This is a genomic window from Vibrio sp. QJM3NY_26, from assembly GCF_057786005.1.
The window spans coordinates 1,567,447-1,587,070 of the sequence record NZ_CM173516.1 but is presented as its reverse complement, the minus strand read 5'-3'; the positions used below and the strand labels follow the sequence as shown (position 1 = coordinate 1,587,070).

Sequence of the window (19,624 nt, the reverse complement as noted above, 5' to 3'; positions counted from 1 at the left end):
CATAACGTGTCTATGACAGACGAAACTATTACCTTCGCAATTTTACTCATCCATACCTCGACACTACTCGCGGCCGCTAACAACTTAAAATGATAGAACGGTTAGGATCACGGGCTTTGTAAGACATTGTATGGATATGTATTACAGCAACTGTAATCACCCAATATCACGCGACATCTCGGTATATTGGCACTACGTTCAAAATCATAAGATGTGTCCCATGAAAGTGTTATCTTTAACTGCATTCGCTGCCACTGTTCTTCTTGTCGGTTGTAATAGTTCAAGCCAAAGCAAGCCTGTGGCAAGCCAAGAAAATGTCAAACCATCCGTTGTTCACGGGATCACAATAGAAACAGTCCCTTCTCAGTTCTCTGCGTATTCCAAAGCAGGTTATAACCGACATGTCGCGGTCAATGCCCCCAATGGCAAGTCAATCCATATTCTAATTATGGATCGCCTGAGCGATTATCAAATAGTCAAAGCAGTCAATATTCTCAACCACTATCTAACCCCCGTTGATGGCACTAAATACGGGAGCGCTAACTCAAAACGCGATATTGCAAATGCGATGGCGAACAATGGCGCAATATTGAAACTAATGAATTATCACGATGAGCCCCAATATAACGACGATTTGGATGGCCAACCCTTGTTCGAAGAGGAAATTCAAGTAGAAGGCGGAGAATGGTATGTTCGACAGGATTATGAAGAGCATCGCGATGCGTCTTACGAGGAAATTCTCCACCTAGTCCATGACTATGGTATTGGTGTTCTTAACTCCCCTCAAAGTGGCGAATCGGCATTACCTTTATTTCAAAAAGAGCTAAATACAATACAGACTCAGGCTTTACATAATGCCTATACACCTCCAGTTGACACTTTGGAAGAGTGGCAAGAAGAAGTCAGTGTTGACCAAGAGTACTTTGCAGCCGTCATTGATAGCTATTACGGGCTTTGGGGGGCGTATAGTGGCGAAGGTATGTGGGGGTTATACAGAGTTAAAACTCGCGACGACTTTTCTACAAGAGATCCTAACGCGCAATATATTACGGAACAGATTTTCTCTCCAACCCTGGCTTACGACGCATACATTGCTGATACATTCACCGGCACTTTTAAAATGCAATATGACCCAGCAACGCCCTACACTCATCACTCTCAATATCTGACGAAACTAACGCTATCGGGCAAGAATAACGCAAATATTGAGATCAATGGATATGATAATAAGGTAACCGGAAATTTAGGTGTTAATACGGTTGTAGTACATGGTCCTAAAAGTGAATACCAAATCCACAATCTTGGGGGCGGTAAATTTCAGCTCAATGACACCGTTACTTCACGCGATGGCTTGAATACCCTATCAAGCATTGAACAAGTGCAGTTCACTGATCAGCGTTGGACTCTTTGATTCACATACACGTGTTTACTAATCAAACAGAGATGTGATTCAAAGTACCTCTTCCCTTAGAAACTCCGCACAAGATACCGGAGGTAGATCGGGCACGAAGCTTTCAGAACATTCCTTTCCCAGGAGCAAGCTCAACTTGACGATTTTTTCACACTTTAGCCTCTGATACACACATTGGCGAAAAATGTCGAACAATGAGCAAGCCTTACTTGAGCTTGCTTTTCTCTCTTTTTGAAGACATCTAATACGTCCATTCTCGAGCTTTTGTTCAATCGTTGTATTTTTTGGGCAGCCCTTCTTAACTTTGTATAAAGTTGGGTTACATTAAATTACGTCAAATTACATTAAATCACGTTAAATTGCGTCATTCATTTCAAAAGAAGCACCGGCTAATGACTGATCATCAAATGACCATGAACAAATCCATCGTTCATCAAAGCAAGACTATTTACTCGGAGCAGTTTGCAGAGAACTTTCACCCGATCTGGATTTACCGTATCAAGTTTATTACGCGAGCGTTATTCTACAGAAAGGCATTCAACTACTTGGCTAATAACATTGAAGAGTCTATGTTAGAGATACTGTGTACACGCTCGCATCGCTTTTTGGAAAAACCTTTTCGCCCGTACATCATCAAAAACAACCCGGCTATCGATCGCTCAGAGCTTGTTATTGAGCATTACAAAACAGCATCAAAACTGATATCACCAACATTAATGAAACAGATCTATACAGATTCCATAGGGCTTACTCTTATGACCTTTGAGATTAATGAGATCTTATACACTGTGAAATTGGTATATGAAGAGCGCTATCAAAAAGAAGGCGATATGAGCTTAGTACTGCATAGCCAAGAGGACGGTAACTTCTACACCATCTCCTTTATCCTCGGGAATGAAAATGGGATCCGTTGCATTAAGATTGGCGGGTTGCAAGGTCCACGCAGTAACGAGACCAGCAACGAGAAGATAAAAAATCTGACTCGTAAACTTTATGGCCAACGTCCAAAAAGTCTAATGGTAAGCCTACTGAGTATCCTTGCACAGATCTGGGATATAGAGACCATTCTTGCGGTGAAGACACAGTCTCACACTTTTGCGGCTAAACGCTATAAAAATGGGCGAATTAAGACCGACTACGACGCATTATGGATTGAACTGGGCGGCACCGAATACGACCGTAACTTCTATTCGCTTAGCGTTGATGCACCACGCCGCGACATCGAAGGTATGTCTCGTTCTAAACGTTCTATGTACCGCCGCCGTTATGAATGGTTAGACAACACCAAAACGACATTCAAAGAAGCATTAAAATACTCTTATGACGAGTGATAAATTAGGCACTATGAATATACGAGTATCCACCACTTTTCTCCGAATCATGAAAAGTAACGTGGTGCATATCCTCAAAATTAACAATCTCGGTATCACCTGAATGACAGTTAGAGCTCGTACTTAGTTAAATGACAGTACCACTTCGATTCGCGAGATCACAGTCAGTAATGATCATCACTGACACCTTTGTGCCTAATAACATGTCAGTTAACACTTGCCGGCTAAAAGTTATCACCAACTCTATTAATTTTTTTATTTAAGCTTCGTGTACGCTTTCCGCCCGACAAGACAAAGATCAGAGACATACCGGAGGTTTTCCCTTCGGTATTTTCGCACAAAACTTCCGCACGACTCATCAGCGCAGATATTTCCTCGCGCATCCTTCCCCTAGAAATTCCGTGCAAGATACCGGAGATAGACAAGACAAGAAGTTATCTAAACCGAAACCACTTTCCTACAGACGTAAAAAAGCCCGATCATTTCTGATCGGGCTTTCTAAATAATGGAGGCGCCTCCCGGAGTCGAACCGAGGTCCACGGATTTGCAATCCGCTGCATAGCCACTCTGCCAAGGCGCCTTCAGTAGTGTTTAAAGAGAACAACTCTTTTGATTACTACCAACTAAGATAACAATCAAATAGATGGTGCCCCGGGCCGGACTTGAACCGGCACAGCGCGAACGCCGAGGGATTTTAAATCCCTTGTGTCTACCAATTCCACCACCAGGGCACGCAATTCTTTATTGCGATACCGATTACTGAAAAGTAAAACACCATCTTAATGTCAAAATGAATCAACATTACAAAATTTGGAGCGATACATCGGGTTCGAACCGATGACCTCAACCTTGGCAAGGTTGCGCTCTACCAACTGAGCTAGTATCGCATTTTCATTCTTCTAATTTCTTACCCTATCAAAACGTAAGAGAAAGAGAATGGAGGCGCCTCCCGGAGTCGAACCGAGGTCCACGGATTTGCAATCCGCTGCATAGCCACTCTGCCAAGGCGCCTTTATCAACATAAAACTATATTGAAGTGTTTAAAGAGAACTACTCTTTGTTCAACACTCTACTTAAAGTAGAAACTAGATAGATGGTGCCCCGGGCCGGACTTGAACCGGCACAGCGCGAACGCCGAGGGATTTTAAATCCCTTGTGTCTACCAATTCCACCACCAGGGCAACGCAATCATGCGATGCTGATTACTGAAGAGTAAAACACCATCTCTCAGCGACCTAAGCCGTGAGAACGAGGTGTACTTTAACGGATAGAAAAAATTCGTCAACAGTAAATTTTATCTTTCAATTCAAGTGATTAATTATCGAACTCAAACGATTGAATTTAGTGCAGCTTGTACGGTTCTTATACGTAGATTTTGAGTTTTAACGGGAACTCATAAGCCGAAATCCAGTTCGAAGATTCACTAAATACTGTTGATTCCATAGAATCAACGAAACACTCCCTCGTTTTCATGTGCTTTTCACATTCAAAGACTAAAGTTTTAAGTAACAACTATTACGAAATGACAACGTGAAGCCACTAAAACGATACCAATATGAACGCTACGCCGTGCTCTGCAACCTCGCCTACCCTAGAGTATTTAAACAAACTCGTTATGGTTTTGATCCTAATGGACAGCGCATCATAAAGAATCAGTTTGGCAAAACCATGATTCGAGTCTTATGGAGCAGCGACAAAGATGAAGTCGTCGTGGTTATCAAGGGGTCACACAGCGTTTCTGACTGGCTACTCACTTTTGCACTATGGACCAGAAGCTGTAAAAGGATTGGGTTGAACTATCGGGTACACGCTGGCTTCTATCATCTTATGTTCCAAGAAAGCCAACCAGGTCGTAACGAAGACAAGCTTGGGCAAACCGTTATCGAACGCTTAGAAGCCACGCTCTTGCCTTTGTTAGAGCAAGGGAAAAGAATTTCTATTACTGGGCACTCTTCTGGTGGCTCTATTGGTTGTGTATTTGCTGACTACCTAGACCAAAAGTATCCAGGCTGTATCAAACGAATTGTGACTTTTGGACAACCTGCAATTGGTGATTGGAGTTTTAAAAAGAACTACCGTTTGAGCAAGAAAACCTACCGTATCTGTTGTGACATCGATATTGTCACCTTCATGCCGCCCGTGCCACTGCTGTATTGGCATGTAGGGAAAGTACTTTGGCTCTATAACGGCAGGATCTATGAAAACACACCGACGTTAATACGCCTTGGACGCTCAATTTTCAGTTGGTTGATCCGACCTTTCTCTTATCACTTAATGAGCAAGTATATTCGTAACAAAGATTTCTTCGATAAGCACTGAGGCAGTGAATTAAGTTGATGCTGGCTGGATAAAAAAAGAGCACAAGCTTGTAATGACTTGTGCTCTTTATGGTTTTAACTGAACTTAAAGTTTAAATCTTGATAGTTCCTGTTTGAGATCGTTAGCTAAGTGGCTGAGCTGATCGGCTTGCGAAACTGCATCTGTCGCATCAAGCGCCATCACATCACTAACTTCACGAACAGACTCAGTATTCGCATTGATTTCCGCGGTAACTAAAGATTGTTCTTCAGCGGCAGAAGCAATCTGAGTCGCCATATCACTGATCATCTGAATCGCTTCACGGATTTGAGCTAGGCTCTCTCCGGCCATGTCCACGTCATGTACGCTTGTTTTCGCCATATCATGGCTTTGTGTCATCACTTTCACCGCACCATTGGTCGCTTGTTGTAAGCGTTTGATCTTGTCTTCGATCTCTTCTGTTGAAGCATGAGTACGTTGAGAAAGCACACGAACCTCGTCAGCCACCACAGCAAAACCTCTGCCTTGTTCGCCTGCCCTAGCCGCTTCAATGGCCGCATTGAGCGCGAGTAAGTTAGTTTGCTCCGCTATTTCACGAATCGTCGCTAAGATAGACGCGATTTGTTGACCATGCTCTTCAAGCTCGCTGATGATAGACACAGCGCTTGTTAGCTCAGTAGCAAGTTCATTGATCGATGATTGGCTTTTGGCCATCTGTTGAAAACCTTGCTCGCTCAACTCCACCGAATGAGTCGCACTTTTGGCCGTACTCTCAGCATTCGTGGCGATTTCGGCTGTTGCTGTCGCCATTTCTGTCACAGCCGTTGCTACCATAGTGATCTCATCTTGTTGTCTGCTTACACTATCACTGCGCTTCATCGCACTGGTATTAGCATGCTCGGCACCGCTGTTCATCGCGGTAGAAACTTGAGTGACGTTTTGCATCATTTGGTGGAGTCGATCAACGAAGACATTAAATTTATCGGCAAGCTGACCCACCTCATCTTGGCTCGACACTTGTAGTCTTTGGGTGAGATCGCCTTCCCCTTCCGCAATATCAGCTAATGCTTCACTCACTCGACCCAGTTCAACTAATTGACGAGCCACAAACCATGAGGTTGCTACAGCCATAACGATCAATACAATCAAACCTGTGGTAATTTGGCTAATCAACATATCGAACAGGGGCTGCTCTAGTACGTCTTTATCCATTTCAATCACAAGTAACCAGTCAGTGCCTTTAATTGGCTCAGCCATGATGACTCGCTCGGCACCATCCACTTGCGTAAAGATCGTCGTCAAGTTCTGCGCAGCACTGTTTAATCCAGAAACACTTAATTCAGGTGCTATCTCTTTGACTTCCTTAAGGATGAAATCTTTATTCTTATGAGCAACGACCGTGCCTTGCTTATCAATTAGTATCGCTCGTCCATTACCTGGAACCTGAATAGCCAACACATCTTCAATTAGCTTGTCTAACGCAAGATTAGATGCCACAACACCGATGATTGAACCATTTTCGGTCACAGGATCGGTCAGTGTCACCACCAAGGTTTGCATCGTCACACTCACATACGGCTTTGTTGTCACAGCTCGATTTTCAGCCAATGTTTGTTTATACCAACCTCGGACTCTTGGGTCGTAACCCGCTTTATTCAATGAAGGATCATGGCGAAACATCTCACCTTCTTTGTTACCGTAATAGCTCAATCCAAACCCACCAGATACCAAGGTTTGACGTAAATGAGGAACGATATCTATTGAAGGGTTAAGCTGTACTTGTTGCTTAAGCCCGTTTACTGCTTGCTTCTTATCGTAAAACCAGTCGCTGATGCCTTTTGCATGAGCTTGAAGCGTATTGCGGCTTTCACTTTCGATTGCTTGCCAGCTGTTTGTTTGAAACGTCTTATAACCCATGAAAAGAAGAATGGCAGATGTAACAGCAATCGCCAAAACTACAGAGAAAACCATTTTCCTCTTTAGACTAAATTGCATATTTAAGAACCTCTTATAGAACAATTAAAGAAATATAAAAGAGGGACACTATCACTCATACACATGTTTTAATTTGGTTTATCCCATAAAACAATGAAACAAATTGAGCATTATGGTTAATTGTGACTTTGGTTTATTTACCTGTCTATCAACAAAGGTTCAACTTAGGATCTCATCAAAATAGAGTGGGTCTATGAAAGGTAAAGGGGAGAAATGAAGAGGCAAGGATGGAGAAACAAGAAACAAAGAAACAAAGAAACAAAGAAGCCAGAAACGAAAAAACCAGCCACAAGGACTGGTTTCTTCTAAATGATGGAGGCGCCTCCCGGAGTCGAACCGAGGTCCACGGATTTGCAATCCGCTGCATAGCCACTCTGCCAAGGCGCCTTCAAGTCGTGTTTTAAGAGAACGACTCTGTTGATCACTACCAAACAAGATAACAATCAAATAGATGGTGCCCCGGGCCGGACTTGAACCGGCACAGCGCGAACGCCGAGGGATTTTAAATCCCTTGTGTCTACCAATTCCACCACCAGGGCAACGCAATTCTTTATTGCGATGCCGATTACTGAAAAGTAAAACACCATCTTAATGTCAAAATGAATCAACATTACAAAATTTGGAGCGATACATCGGGTTCGAACCGATGACCTCAACCTTGGCAAGGTTGCGCTCTACCAACTGAGCTAGTATCGCAATTTCATTCGTCTAATTTCTCATTAACTAAATAAGAGAGAAAGAGAATGGAGGCGCCTCCCGGAGTCGAACCGAGGTCCACGGATTTGCAATCCGCTGCATAGCCACTCTGCCAAGGCGCCATTTTTCAACACGTTAGAACCGACTAAACGTTAGCCCCGCTGTGTTCGGGTGCCTACTTTACGGATTGAGTGAAGATAGTCAAACAAAAATGTGAATTTAAATTCTGTTTGCTGACATTTAAATCAAATTGCTGCATGTTCGATCTTTTTATTCAAAAAGCATACAGCAAAGTCGATTCATTTAAGGAGTTTGCGCCCTACCACTTTTTCATGAAGCGGCCAACGAGGCTTGGATGATACGACCAACAGTGATCAAACATGGTCATAAGTTGAGGGTTACCGTACTTAGAAAGACTAACTGCATGGAAACGGTTTTTGTGCGTTTTAAGTTTCTCGACTTGAGCAATCATTTCATCAGACTGCTTTGGTGCGATAAAGTCAGAAAGAACGATCAAATCAGCATTCTTGTACTTGTCGCCCATCATCAAATCTATCGACTTCATTAGCACTGGCTCAAGGTCTGTCCCGCCGTGGAATGAGTAACTTAGGAAGTCACTGGCTTCACGTAGGCCGTCTTGTCGCGTCAATTCATAAGTAATGTGTTCTGAAGAGAACAAAATCACATAACAGTCGCGTTCTTCAGCTAAGGCGATTTGCATCAAGGCATAAGCCATCGCTTTTGCCGACTGTTCTGGGAAACCACTCATTGACCCCGAAGCATCAACACAAACAATAAATGGACCTTTTTCAATGTCCACCGATTTGCTGTCTGGCTTTTGAGCTTTCACCTTACGTAGCGTTCGAGATTTACCTTGCGAACGATAGCTAAGCAAACGCTTATCAGCCAAGTGTTTATAGAAGATAACCTCAAGCTCTGGGTACGCTAAGAACATGGTCTCATTCGGCAGCATCTTGTTGAGGTCATCACTTTCATGGATCCCAACAATATCATCGACTGCCTCATCGCTCTTCTCTTCAACCATCTGTAGTTCTTCTACAGGGGCTTTGTGCAGAGAAGGATCATCTTCTAAGCCAGCCATGCGACCGAGTTTTTCAGCAATTTCTTGAAGGCCTTTGTGCTTATTTAGAAACTCCGCATGACGCTTCATTACTGTTAGGTCGGTTTTACTCAACTTAGCCGAAGCCATGTCCCACAAGCGCCCTACACTGCCTTCATCACCAGACTCCGTCACTTTATCCATGTTTTTCATGGTTTCCATGCGTTGATAAAGGTCAGCTAAGACTTTTTCTTTACTTGTTTCAAGTTCGGTTACTTGAGCTTGCTTAATCGCATCTGAAAGCGATTGATACCACTGGTCGCAAAAGTAGTGTGGAAACATTGCGTTATAAACGCCTTTGTTGTTTTCCATTAAACGTCTTGCTTGAAGGTAGAACGCTGAGTGCCACTCCAATTTTTTGATGACACTGTCAATCTCATCAAAAAACTGGGGTTCATCCCAGTAGATAACCTCTTGGTACAATGCAATTTCTTCCTGGAAACGATCAGTTTCACACACTTTAGTGACGCGTTTTTTTACTTTACCGCGCCATTTAACTAAGTGGTTTTTCACTGATGTTTTAACGCCTTTGTTCTCAGCAGCCATCATGACTTGAGAACGAGCAATGAGATCATTCATCGCGGTATCAATGATACCTGAATCAGCCACCATCAAAGCGAGGTTTAAGCCGTCTGCTCCTAACATATGCTCTCCCCTTACTCGAAGTACTGACTCATGAACTTAATACGTTGTGCGATCTTGCTACTCTTCACTTTCGTCGTTTCGAGATCTTGCGTTACCGCTTGCAAGCTTGATTCCATCGCTTTCGGCAAATCAGGGTCTATATAGTTATGAGGTAGCGCATCATGGAATTCAGTGCGAACTCGTTTTAACTTGAATTCAGCTTCAGTTAACTGCTCTAGGGCTTTCTCAGCACCACTCAACCACTTGTTGTACAATTCTTGGTCTAAACCGTCAGTTGTAACAACACTCACCAGTACAGAACGATTGGCAATATCTTTAATGACTAATTGGTTCGATGCATCCAAGTCGAGTTTTAAACGACATAGGTTTTTGTTTTCGTTTACGTAACCGTAAATATCACCGTGGCCTTCTTTAAGTGCTCGGTCAAAATCGTCTTTGGCTACGTATACCCAACGGCTGTCGCCTTTCTCAGATTCAGAAACAGACATATTGCTTTGCAACATCACCAGTTTAACTAGATTGTATGCACTGCCCACGCTGTACATTTTCGCGTTCTTGATGTCATTCTGATAAACGTCTTTACGCAACAAGCCGCTGGTTGACTCCATAGAGAGCGAAACAGATAGCGTCGATTCAGCATCTTCTTGAATCTCTTCGAGCTCTTCACGTGACATTTCAATTTGAGCTTTCGACTCTTGTTGGTCAAACGCTCGGTTCAATGCAAAGTCTTTTACCACACTACGAACCACATCACGCGATTCTGGGCTATGCCATAAACAATCTTGCAGTAGCATAATATCCAGCGGGTTTACGCTATCACGACCACTGAAGAATGCGCTTGCCTTCAACAGCTTGACCGCTTTCTTCCAGCGTCTATCCGATACATATAGATCAGTTTCAGTAGCCGAACTTTGCTTTTTGACAGTCTCTTCAAGCATGGTTTTCAGTTCAAATAGCTTGTTGAACGAGTTATCTGTCAATTCCAGGTTATCGAGCTCTTTCTGCCATTGATGGTATTCAATATCAGTAATCGCCAAACCTTTTGGAATCACAGCTTCCTGAGAGGTACCCGTCGTCAGCATCGATTTGAAGTTTTGTTTGTTTTGAATACGGTTTACGAACACACGAACGAGCATCCGGTCGTAAAGAGCTTCTAAGCCGCTGTCTTCATCTGGAAGTTCGTTAGATGCAGACACTAATAAACGCATCGGCACGCGCTCGATGTCTGCGCCATTTTTGAACGTCTTTTCGTTAACGACCGTGAGCAAAGTATTTAGGATTGCAGGACCTGCTTTCCAGATCTCATCAAGAAATACAACTTGTGCGGTTGGTAGGTAACCCTCGGTCAGTCTTACGTAACGACCGTTGTCTTTTAATTCTTGGATACTTAGCGGGCCAAACACTTCCTCTGGTGTAGAGAAACGTGTCATCAAATATTCGAAGTAGCTACTGTTGTCAAAAGCTTGGATGAGGCGTTTAGCGATAAGACTTTTTGCAATACCCGGAGGGCCTAATAGGAACACACTTTCACCGGCAAGAGCCGCCAGTAAACAAAGCTTAATGGTGTCTTCTCTTTCGTAAACGCCATCTGAGAGAGCATGCGCTAATTTGTTGATTCTTTCAGAGAGTAGCGCCTTGTCAGCATGTGAGGAAATAGAAGGGTTCATGCGTTACTCCGAAAATCTTTGAACAGTTGAGAGTGTAGATACGTTTTTATACATTTGTTAGCACTTTGTTACAAGTATCTTTTATTATTGAGTTGCCTTTATATCAGATGGTTACGCTGCAATTTTCGCGCAATCATAGATTCCAATTATGAGAGTAACATCACGAACGGCGTCAAATTAAATCTATTGCTAAGACTAATTTTTCTTTTATTTTCGACACCATAGACGTTATGGTGGTACACGTCTTCAGTTATACGAAAAATTGGCAAGGAATGTGGCCAAATTGCATGAGTAAAGTTATCCATCAATGGAAAAGTATTTCTCTCATCGAAGAGAACGTGACGCTCCCTACGAACGTCGTGGTAAAACATACAACAATACACCACCCTGGCGCGGCCGTTATTCTTCCTATCACTTCGTCAGGAAAAATCATCCTCATTAATCAGTTTCGTCCTTCTCTTAAGAAATGGCTTTTGGAGCTACCTGCAGGCACGATGGAAATGGATGAGACACCTCTTCAATGTGCCCAGCGCGAACTGGAAGAAGAAACCGGTTACAGTGCAACTTTTTTTCAGAGCTTAGGACAAGTCACACCTTTGGCTGGATTCTGCGATGAGATTCAGCATTTATTTGTCGCAAAACATCTTAGCCTCACTACCCGATTTGAATGCGACGAAGATGAAGTTATAGAAGTGATAGAGCAGAGCTTAGAAGAGCTGCACAACAAAATACGACACGATCAAATCACCGATACAAAAACTATCGCTTGTTTAAGCAAAGCCCAACTATGTGGCTATCTATAGCCAATTATATGACTACCTAAAGTACTCTAGGAGAGAAGCATGGACTTTCGTTCTGATACCGTAACTAAACCTTCGCAAGCTATGCGTGACGTAATGGCAAATGCAGAAGTGGGCGATGATGTTTATGGCGATGACCCAACCGTAAACGAATTGGAACAGTGGGCTGCCAATGAAACCGGCTTTGAAGCAGCGATGTTCACCTCTTCAGGGACACAAGCCAACCTACTTGGTTTAATGGCACACTGTGAGCGTGGTGATGAATACCTTTGTGGCCAACAAGCGCATAACTATAAGTATGAAGCCGGCGGTGCTGCAGTGCTCGGCTCGATTCAACCTCAACCCATTGAGAATAACCCAGACGGCACACTTGACTTTAAAAAACTTGCTGCTGCAATTAAACCAGACGACAGCCACTTTGCTCGTACTAAGCTGCTTAGTTTAGAAAACACGATCAATGGTAAAGTGCTGCCAATGTCTTACCTAGCGGAAGCACGTGAATTCGTAAACCAACACGGCTTACAAATGCACCTAGATGGCGCGCGCGTTTATAATGCAGCAGCGGCGCTGGATGTACACATCAAAGAGATCGCACAGCACTTCGACTCTATGACAATTTGCTTATCAAAAGGTTTAGGCGCTCCAATCGGTTCACTACTCCTTGGCAACAAAAACTACATCGCTAAAGCTCGTCGACTGCGTAAAATGGTCGGAGGCGGTATGCGCCAAGCGGGTATTCTTGCCGCCGCAGGTAAAATGGCGCTGACTGAGAACGTAGCTCAACTTAAAAATGATCACGAGAACGCAAAAAACCTAGCGATTGGTTTAAGCAAGCTAGAAGGCTTCTCTGTTAACCCTGATTTCATTCAAACTAACATTGTATTTGCGAAGTTAGATGAATCTGTGGATATTAACCGCATCGCAAGCGAGTTAAGTGAGCAAGACATTACAATGTCGCCAGGCAACCCTGTTCGGTTTGTGACTCACCGTGACATTAACGCAGAAGATATCTCTACATTCTTAATTGCTATAGAAAAAGCACTATAAACAAGCACTAGGCCGTTAAGACTTAAGCTTCCCCCTAGGGGAAGCTTTATTTTGTAGGAGTAAAAACATGATTTACCAGTCCCTAGCTCTTGTATTAACGGTCTTCACTCCAAGTTTTTACACCGCTGAACCTAAACTCATCTTGAAATTCAGATCACAGGGCCCTGGTTGATAATTGGCTCCACTAACTCGCAAAGCCATTGAATTTTTTCAGAGTGCCTCCGTGAAGATTTTACTATTAACGCTATATCTATACTTACATCGGCGTGAGCTAGTTCATCGCTCACTTTGTTGTATCTAAGTGTATAGAAATCATCCATAAGTTGAGACATAAGTTGATAGTTATCAATATACAACTTAGGTTTTATTGTTGGATCTAGCTTATTAAATAGATTTTCATGGTCATTAACTCCAGCTACAACATACTTCACATATTCCCGACTACCAATATTACCTTTGAAACTCGCAGAACCTTGATGTAATCGCTTTTGGTAAAAACTTTGTGGTTTATCACTGAGTATATGGATTCCCAAATCAACGTCTTCTCGTAAAAGAAGTGATTCGCTATCCTCTCCCCATGTACGTATATCAATAATAGCATCTGTTTCTTGGCGAATAGCTTTGATGATTCCACTGCCTTTTTGAACTAAATACGGCTCTATAATATGTAAAGATACTTTCGTTATTTTTCGTGGATCAAAGTGAGCAGGTTCTAGCGCTAAAAAAACAGATTCTAGTGCGGCCTTGAGTTTAGGCTCAACAGCTAAAGCGTAAGAGGTCGGAACCATACCCTCAGGGCTTCGGATAAATAAAGGGTCATCAAGAGTTTCACGGAGTTGAGCCAACATCTTAGAAATGTATGACTGAGATCGACCTAGTTTAATAGCAGCTCGACTTGTCGAACCAGTCTGCATTAAGGCTAGAAAAACGCGTAATACGTTTAACTCATTTATATCATTATTCATTTGACCTCATCGTTTTCGGTTAGACCGTCTTACAAAAAACAAATCCCGCAGATTGCAACTGGCTAACTTATGGAAAATTTATTTCATTTGAGTTGTTGGGCTAGGGCTAAGTTCAAAAACACATCAACTGTTCATCTAGATCGAAATATTCTAAGAATTCTACGTATTCAAAGGCATCTCCAAATATTGACCGAGTTTGCTTCTCAATAAATTCTCGATGAATCAGCTTAAGAGCGTATACCCCATTAATACCATCAACATACCCCTTAATGAGTAATCCCTCAGGTAAAATAGTTATTTCACCAAGTGAATCAGCATTGAAAAGTAAAGGTTTTCCGATTTGACAAATGATCTCGCCATTGAAAATTAGATACACTGACGCCACAAGATTCTTGCTAAATTCGTCACCATAGTATTGACAGCTGTTTGTCTCAAATCTAGTAATAAGCTCGTGCTTTCTAAATTCTTCATATTTCAACGAATCATAAATCTCTTCGTAGAATCCCTCTCCCTTTGCCTTTAATAAATTATTAAAAAACAAAAGTTGAAAACATTGAAATAAACATTGGAATAAACAAAATCTTTGGGGGTAATTTAAATTACCACCTCAAATACCAAAACAAGTTACTAAAAACTTCAAAAAAACAAGATTTATCTTTATTCTGACTAAATAGCAGCCATTAAATATACTTTAAAATGTCAATTTTTAAAATCAAAATAAAATTAACCCATCGTTAAGCCCCAGTTAACGAACCAACATACAGCCCGCATATTTAATGAAAAACACCTAAGTTCAAATCACATCACATCACATCATGTTAACCCTATCCGTACAGTGTAAATCATGCAGCACCGCATGGAATAAATCATATTCCATATAAAATCTAAAGATTGATAGACTTGTTTTTACTAATGTTAAACACACACCCATAGGTTTAAAGTTATGATTAAATACGCGCCAATTATACTCACATTGTTATTTACTACACATCTACAAGCAAAACTTATTATCGACAAAGATGGCGTTGATGAAAAAGAATATATTTACGATATGCACAAATGTGAAGAGCTAGCAAACCAAACTAAGAAAGACAGTGGTTCACGTGGAGCTGTCGGTGGTGCAATTAAAGGCGCTGCTATTGGCTCTGCCGGTAAAGCAATCGCTGGTGGTTCAGGCTCCGATGGCGCAAAAAAAGGAGCGGCGGTAGGTTTGGCAGCTGGTGTTGTTGGAGGAAGTCGTGACCGAAGAAAAAACCAACAAAACTACGAAAAAGAAAAACAAACAGTTCTGAGAAACTGTATGTCTAATCGAGGATACACAGTTTTGAACTAGTATAAAACTGTGCATATACCAATAGATCTACAAATCTACCACGACTAAAAATTAAGACGCTATTGTCACAACGCACAGTTTTATAACTTCTCGTTTGTATTTTCTAATCAACCACTCTAATTAATCTCGTTCTTCGAGAACGGTTCCCTAACTAGTGCCCTTCCACCTAGCCAAAAAGCTAAGGCTTTAATTTACTATTGAACTAGCTGAATATTATCTAGAGACCAGTCTCCTGAGAAATAGCGCTCATTCGGAGTATATAAACGGAAATAGGTAAACCATGTTTGACCAGGCTCAGTTTGAACCCAATTAGAGGACACACACCCTTTACTCTTCTCGCATTGAGGACCAATAAACACATCAACACTGCCATCTTCGTTATAAGTTAACTTGTTTGAAGAGTTGATCTCTGCTTGACCCGTACTGTTAGCAATTAGGTTACGATACTTAGAATCATAAATAGTCACCGCCCAAAAAAGATCCGCAGGCACATCTGCTGGTACATTGAGATGATAATTGTTGCTGCCATCAAATCCGATACCGTTCGCATCCTCATAAGCACCTAAGTACATCTGACCAGGGCCCGGTTTATACATCTTCATCGCTTTGGTCGAACCAATCGCCTCATGGAACCAAGCCGCACGCTCACGAAGCTCACCGTGAGTCTCTTGTTGTTGAGTCGAATCGTTTACCAGAGCGACAAACCAGTTCTTATCGCCAAAGTAATTCGCTCCCTCAAAATTCTTTTTGTAGGTGTTGTTAATTGCCTGTAAATAACCTAGCTCTTCGCCAGCAATCAGAATAGCTTTCTGTTCTTTGGTTGGATTAAACAGCTTGCCTTTCTCAATGCCAAGATCTTTCAACATGGCGTAGAAGAACACATCACGTTCGTGCATGACTTCCCGCTGAACGATCTCATTTAGATTTTCCCAAAACGTCATACCGCGTGGCTGAGCTTGGATAAACGCATCGCCCTGCTTTGATACGATTGGGCGATCTCTAAGTTCCTGTTGGTTAAATGGATAGGCTTTGAAGGACTCCGTGATTTGCTTATGCTTGATTGGGTCACGCTCCATATTACGCGTCCCGAGCCAGATAACGTTGGTTGGTGACTCAACGACAGTATAAGAGCCATCGTGTTCAGGTTCTTGTTGACCTGGACCTAGGATAAGCAGTTTCACACCTTTGCCTTGCTCTGGCCCAGCAACACCAACATCGATAATAGGGCGTTGCCATTGATCACCCACATAGCCTGCTGTCATACCTGCTGGGACTTCCCACACCACAGGACCATGAACATCGGCATTATGAAAAGCAATTAGATACTCCACTACTTGGTTGGGAGTCAAAATACCGCGAGCCCCGTCACCTTGATAAGAAGAGATTTGCGCACTGTTCGCACTATTGCCCATGTCATGATTGGCATTTTCCCACCCCTTCAAACCCATAGCAGGCATTGACCATTGATAAACCATAGCTGCATATTGAATATTCTGATCTTGATACATCTTCTGCGAGGTTTCAGCAGAAGGTACATTGTTGACAAATTGATAACCGTGAGAGCTGGTAAAAGTAAGATCATTGTTGTCACCCGCAAACGCGGTAGTGACGGAGAGTGAAAGCACAGAGGCAATAAAAGTCAGTTTCATGTTGTGTCCTAATGTTCAGGGAATACACAACACTCTAATGACTCTTAGATATACGATCTAATTCCTAATTTTGACCTAAGAAATACGTAAAATGCATATCTGGCTATTCAGTAGCAAACACCTCTTCTAATTGAGTCATAACCCATAGGTGAAATTCTGAACTTCGGTTTTTCTGATGATAGAACAAGCTACGATCGAACTCCACGGCAGGCACATCCAATATTTCTTGTATAGGTATGCTAACAATATTGGGTTGATTGTTTTCATCCAACAAGCCAGAAATAGCGGGAAAAATTAAGTTGCTGTCTGCCAACGACCTAATTATCGCGTGTACATTTTCCGAACGCAGCGCCACGTTAACTGGGACCTTTGCTTTGCGTAAGATCTTTTCAACTCGCGATTCTTTCTGGTTCCAATTGGAGATAAGCACTGAGGCTAAGGGGTAATCGGACAACGCTTCTAAGCGAACGTTATCGAGATATGGGTGACCTTTTCGCATATACAAAGAGAATGCTTCTCTACCCAATGAGTTACTAACTAACTCTTTCGGCGCGTCAATACCGTAGAAATTGATGCCAAAATCTAGCTCCCCTTGCATCAACTTGGATAGGCTAGCTTGGTTCCAAGACTCTATCTCCAACTGTAAGTTTGGCGCTAAACGGGAGATATTTCGATATAGGGTGCTGGCATAGCGTTCAGCCATAAAGTGGTTCAAGCCAATACTAAGTTTACCTTCAGCTCTCTCTGGGGAGAATGTGTGTAACGCGACACTTTGCTCAAGAACTTGCAAGGCTTGGTTTACCTCACGACAGATTTTGTCGCCTTCTGGAGTTGGCGTTAACCCGTATTGATTGCGAATAAACAGCTCTTGCTGAAAGTGCTCTCTCAACTTAGTTAGGGCACGGCTGACTGACGGTTGAGTGGTAAACAAACGCTCTGCGGCAAGGCGAGTATTTCTCTCTTGATAGAGCACAACCAAAGTCTTTAAAAGGTTAAGGTCTAGATTTCGAAAAACGCGATCCATCAAGTCTCTCCACAGATAAATTCAACTAAAGCACACTTTGTAACGTGCATGCTTGATTTGGTGCTGACAGTATATACTGACCTTAACGTACAAAGACAGTGGCCCTATAACGATCTGATTTTCAAAAGGTTTATCACCTCAGATCAGTTCTCCAATTTTGGGACACGAGCTCTACATCGTGACAGATTATCGACTGGGTTAAAGTAGTTGATAGAGATATATGTTCATCGGCATTCTTGCCGTTGTAGAAAACGAATGCTCAAGATATTTCTACATTTCTAGTTGCGCTAGAAAAGGCGCTAGAAACAAATAGTAAGCAACTTGAAACCTGAGCTTGCCCTAAAAGAATCCGTCTGTTCTTTTTCTCAGGAGAAGCACTAACCAGAGTTACATTGAAAAAACAGTAGTTTGATGAGGTTAATAAATAGTTTTCTGAGGTTAATTGTCGGGCCGAAATCACCATATTGAATTGCAAAAAAAACTAGCTCTCAATATGACCTATATAGATGCATTCGACGAATTAAATTTTGTTTAATCAAAACAGTTCCTTAAAATTCAAACCCTATCAATTTTGTAACGAGTAAAAATACTACTCGATGTTAAAGGTCAAAATCAAACTGGAATATTTTCTTTCTCGGTAATGATTTAGCATCAGACTAACTCAGCTAGAGGATACAATTTTTAATCTTAATTTATTTTAATATATTCATGCAGTTACAACAAAACACCTTCAATTTATTGTTAACAACTCTCCATTACTTATTGCACCCAAAAAACTAAATTATGTATTTATAGTTCTAATTTAAACTTTGGTTATTAATAATTACCACCTAATAACTACAGGGATAATACTATCATCGAAACGACCTTTTTCGGGTCGGTAGTATACAAACCCACTTTTAGCAACACAATAAAAATACCATTCCGAACTGATCTTCAGTTAGATGCCCCCTATCTGATTGAATATTATGTTATTACTAAAAATATGGTTTCCACCTCTCGGGCTAAACTCATACCAAATTTCATACTTCTCTTTAATAATAAACTTTTTTTACTACTTCACCATTTTTTTTAGCACTTATAGTTTTGAAAGTTAAGCAACAAGTTACATTCAATCAGCGAGAGGTGGAATTATGATTAGAGTATTTTTGATTCTTCATAACTTCATCGTCTCCGGGTTAATTTTTAGTCTGTCACTTTCATTCTATGCCAGTGCTAACAACTTAACGTTAGGAATTAGCGGTCAGATCAAAGATCAATGCGAAATAAACTTCTTTTCTGGCAACATTATGAATTTTACGGAACACCGTGATGTGCAGTCGTTACCTTTTAATATGTATTGTAACCGTCCATTGGGTATAACGATTAACTCAAAATACGGTGGCCTAAAATATCAACAACAAGGCGTTGATATTATTGAAACTTATAATTTTTCATTACAAATAGATGAGCTTCGTCTTTATGAAAGTCGACACAGCAGCCAACTTATATCATCAGTAATGATAGACAGTTCTGGTGTTATTCCTTTCGCTCAACATGGGAGCCTTAGGGTAGCACTCGAAAATAGCTTGCGTTTCGCAGGTTATTATCAAGACGTTATCGAGATCGAAGTTTACCCTTCGATTCATAGCGTGACAAAGTGA

13 protein-coding genes and 9 tRNA genes are annotated in these 19,624 nt (G+C 41.8%); 7 read left to right on the top strand and 15 right to left on the bottom strand.

Features of this window, described 5'->3' with window-relative positions; translation table 11 throughout:
• The first annotated feature begins 220 nt into the window (after positions 1-220).
• Positions 221-1,411 carry a hypothetical protein gene (locus tag AC3CH4_RS22325; protein ID WP_488543864.1) on the top strand — a complete coding sequence of 397 codons (1,191 nt, stop codon included), beginning with the start codon at positions 221-223 and terminating at the stop codon, positions 1,409-1,411.
• Between the two features lie 392 nt (positions 1,412-1,803).
• A complete protein-coding gene (locus tag AC3CH4_RS22320) occupies positions 1,804-2,742 on the top strand; it encodes a VirK/YbjX family protein (protein WP_488543863.1) in 939 nt (312 codons plus the stop codon).
• A 506-nt stretch (positions 2,743-3,248) separates the two neighbouring features.
• Here the strand turns inward: AC3CH4_RS22320 and AC3CH4_RS22315 are convergent.
• The 5 genes from AC3CH4_RS22315 to AC3CH4_RS22295 all read right to left on the bottom strand — a co-directional run bounded on the left by AC3CH4_RS22315 (position 3,249) and on the right by AC3CH4_RS22295 (position 3,923).
• Positions 3,249-3,322, bottom strand: a tRNA-Cys gene (locus AC3CH4_RS22315).
• A gap of 64 nt (positions 3,323-3,386) precedes the next feature.
• Positions 3,387-3,473: transfer RNA gene (locus AC3CH4_RS22310), tRNA-Leu, on the bottom strand.
• Between the two features lie 80 nt (positions 3,474-3,553).
• Positions 3,554-3,629: transfer RNA gene (locus tag AC3CH4_RS22305), tRNA-Gly, on the bottom strand.
• Between the two features lie 50 nt (positions 3,630-3,679).
• Positions 3,680-3,753, bottom strand: a tRNA-Cys gene (locus AC3CH4_RS22300).
• A gap of 83 nt (positions 3,754-3,836) precedes the next feature.
• A tRNA-Leu gene (locus AC3CH4_RS22295) sits at positions 3,837-3,923 on the bottom strand.
• A 349-nt stretch (positions 3,924-4,272) separates the two neighbouring features.
• Between AC3CH4_RS22295 and AC3CH4_RS22290 the strand changes: the two genes are divergently transcribed.
• Positions 4,273-5,061, top strand: a complete 789-nt coding sequence (locus AC3CH4_RS22290) for a lipase family protein (protein WP_146457481.1) — start codon at positions 4,273-4,275, stop codon at positions 5,059-5,061.
• 84 nt (positions 5,062-5,145) lie between these two features.
• On the opposite strand, the gene AC3CH4_RS22285 is transcribed toward AC3CH4_RS22290, so the two are convergent.
• The 7 genes from AC3CH4_RS22285 to AC3CH4_RS22255 all read right to left on the bottom strand — a co-directional run bounded on the left by AC3CH4_RS22285 (position 5,146) and on the right by AC3CH4_RS22255 (position 11,163).
• Complete coding sequence (locus tag AC3CH4_RS22285; RefSeq protein ID WP_488543862.1) at positions 5,146-7,035, bottom strand: methyl-accepting chemotaxis protein; 1,890 nt, start codon at positions 7,033-7,035, stop codon at positions 5,146-5,148.
• 313 nt (positions 7,036-7,348) lie between these two features.
• A tRNA-Cys gene (locus AC3CH4_RS22280) sits at positions 7,349-7,422 on the bottom strand.
• A gap of 65 nt (positions 7,423-7,487) precedes the next feature.
• Positions 7,488-7,574, bottom strand: a tRNA-Leu gene (locus tag AC3CH4_RS22275).
• A gap of 81 nt (positions 7,575-7,655) precedes the next feature.
• Positions 7,656-7,731: transfer RNA gene (locus tag AC3CH4_RS22270), tRNA-Gly, on the bottom strand.
• Between the two features lie 48 nt (positions 7,732-7,779).
• Positions 7,780-7,853: transfer RNA gene (locus tag AC3CH4_RS22265), tRNA-Cys, on the bottom strand.
• 197 nt (positions 7,854-8,050) lie between these two features.
• A complete protein-coding gene (viaA, locus tag AC3CH4_RS22260) occupies positions 8,051-9,496 on the bottom strand; it encodes an ATPase RavA stimulator ViaA (RefSeq protein WP_065105819.1) in 1,446 nt (481 codons plus the stop codon).
• An 11-nt stretch (positions 9,497-9,507) separates the two neighbouring features.
• The gene (locus AC3CH4_RS22255; RefSeq protein ID WP_488543861.1) at positions 9,508-11,163 is read right to left on the bottom strand and encodes an ATPase RavA domain-containing protein; all 1,656 of its coding nucleotides are present in this window, start codon (positions 11,161-11,163) and stop codon (positions 9,508-9,510) included.
• 287 nt (positions 11,164-11,450) lie between these two features.
• On the opposite strand from AC3CH4_RS22255, the gene AC3CH4_RS22250 reads away from it, so the two are divergent.
• Together AC3CH4_RS22250 and ltaE are read left to right on the top strand one after the other, a co-directional pair.
• Positions 11,451-11,966: an NUDIX hydrolase gene (locus AC3CH4_RS22250; RefSeq protein WP_488543860.1), complete on the top strand. Its 516-nt coding sequence runs from the start codon at positions 11,451-11,453 to the stop codon at positions 11,964-11,966.
• Between the two features lie 39 nt (positions 11,967-12,005).
• On the top strand, positions 12,006-13,010 hold the full coding sequence (gene ltaE, locus AC3CH4_RS22245) for a low-specificity L-threonine aldolase (protein WP_146457811.1): 1,005 nt from the start codon (positions 12,006-12,008) through the stop codon (positions 13,008-13,010).
• 149 nt (positions 13,011-13,159) lie between these two features.
• Here the strand turns inward: ltaE and AC3CH4_RS22240 are convergent, their stop codons facing one another.
• A complete protein-coding gene (locus AC3CH4_RS22240) occupies positions 13,160-13,975 on the bottom strand; it encodes a LysR family transcriptional regulator (RefSeq protein WP_261383288.1) in 816 nt (271 codons plus the stop codon).
• A gap of 943 nt (positions 13,976-14,918) precedes the next feature.
• Between AC3CH4_RS22240 and AC3CH4_RS22235 the strand changes: the two genes are divergently transcribed.
• A complete protein-coding gene (locus AC3CH4_RS22235; protein WP_146457808.1) occupies positions 14,919-15,308 on the top strand; it encodes a glycine zipper family protein in 390 nt (129 codons plus the stop codon).
• A 194-nt stretch (positions 15,309-15,502) separates the two neighbouring features.
• Here the strand turns inward: AC3CH4_RS22235 and AC3CH4_RS22230 are convergent, their stop codons facing one another.
• Both AC3CH4_RS22230 and AC3CH4_RS22225 read right to left on the bottom strand, forming a co-directional pair.
• Positions 15,503-16,957, bottom strand: a complete 1,455-nt coding sequence (locus tag AC3CH4_RS22230) for a DUF1214 domain-containing protein (RefSeq protein ID WP_146457807.1) — start codon at positions 16,955-16,957, stop codon at positions 15,503-15,505.
• A 103-nt stretch (positions 16,958-17,060) separates the two neighbouring features.
• The gene (locus tag AC3CH4_RS22225) at positions 17,061-17,981 is read right to left on the bottom strand and encodes a LysR family transcriptional regulator (RefSeq protein WP_488543859.1); all 921 of its coding nucleotides are present in this window, start codon (positions 17,979-17,981) and stop codon (positions 17,061-17,063) included.
• Positions 17,982-19,114: 1,133 nt separating this feature from the next.
• On the opposite strand from AC3CH4_RS22225, the gene AC3CH4_RS22220 reads away from it, so the two are divergent.
• Complete coding sequence (locus tag AC3CH4_RS22220; RefSeq protein ID WP_488543858.1) at positions 19,115-19,624, top strand: hypothetical protein; 510 nt, start codon at positions 19,115-19,117, stop codon at positions 19,622-19,624.

Bases quoted from the DNA above. Each gene is read 5' to 3' on its own strand.
- AC3CH4_RS22325 (WP_488543864.1), top strand. From the start codon at position 221: ATGAAAGTGTTATCTTTAACTGCATTCGCTGCCACTGTTCTTCTTGTC.
- AC3CH4_RS22255 (WP_488543861.1), bottom strand. From the start codon at position 11,163: ATGAACCCTTCTATTTCCTCACATGCTGACAAGGCGCTACTCTCTGAA.
- AC3CH4_RS22240 (WP_261383288.1), bottom strand. From the start codon at position 13,975: ATGAATAATGATATAAATGAGTTAAACGTATTACGCGTTTTTCTAGCC.
- AC3CH4_RS22235 (WP_146457808.1), top strand. From the start codon at position 14,919: ATGATTAAATACGCGCCAATTATACTCACATTGTTATTTACTACACAT.
- ltaE (WP_146457811.1), top strand. From the start codon at position 12,006: ATGGACTTTCGTTCTGATACCGTAACTAAACCTTCGCAAGCTATGCGT.
- viaA (WP_065105819.1), bottom strand. From the start codon at position 9,496: ATGTTAGGAGCAGACGGCTTAAACCTCGCTTTGATGGTGGCTGATTCA.
- AC3CH4_RS22250 (WP_488543860.1), top strand. From the start codon at position 11,451: ATGAGTAAAGTTATCCATCAATGGAAAAGTATTTCTCTCATCGAAGAG.
- AC3CH4_RS22230 (WP_146457807.1), bottom strand. From the start codon at position 16,957: ATGAAACTGACTTTTATTGCCTCTGTGCTTTCACTCTCCGTCACTACC.
- AC3CH4_RS22320 (WP_488543863.1), top strand. From the start codon at position 1,804: ATGACTGATCATCAAATGACCATGAACAAATCCATCGTTCATCAAAGC.
- AC3CH4_RS22220 (WP_488543858.1), top strand. From the start codon at position 19,115: ATGATTAGAGTATTTTTGATTCTTCATAACTTCATCGTCTCCGGGTTA.
- AC3CH4_RS22225 (WP_488543859.1), bottom strand. From the start codon at position 17,981: ATGGATCGCGTTTTTCGAAATCTAGACCTTAACCTTTTAAAGACTTTG.
- AC3CH4_RS22285 (WP_488543862.1), bottom strand. From the start codon at position 7,035: ATGCAATTTAGTCTAAAGAGGAAAATGGTTTTCTCTGTAGTTTTGGCG.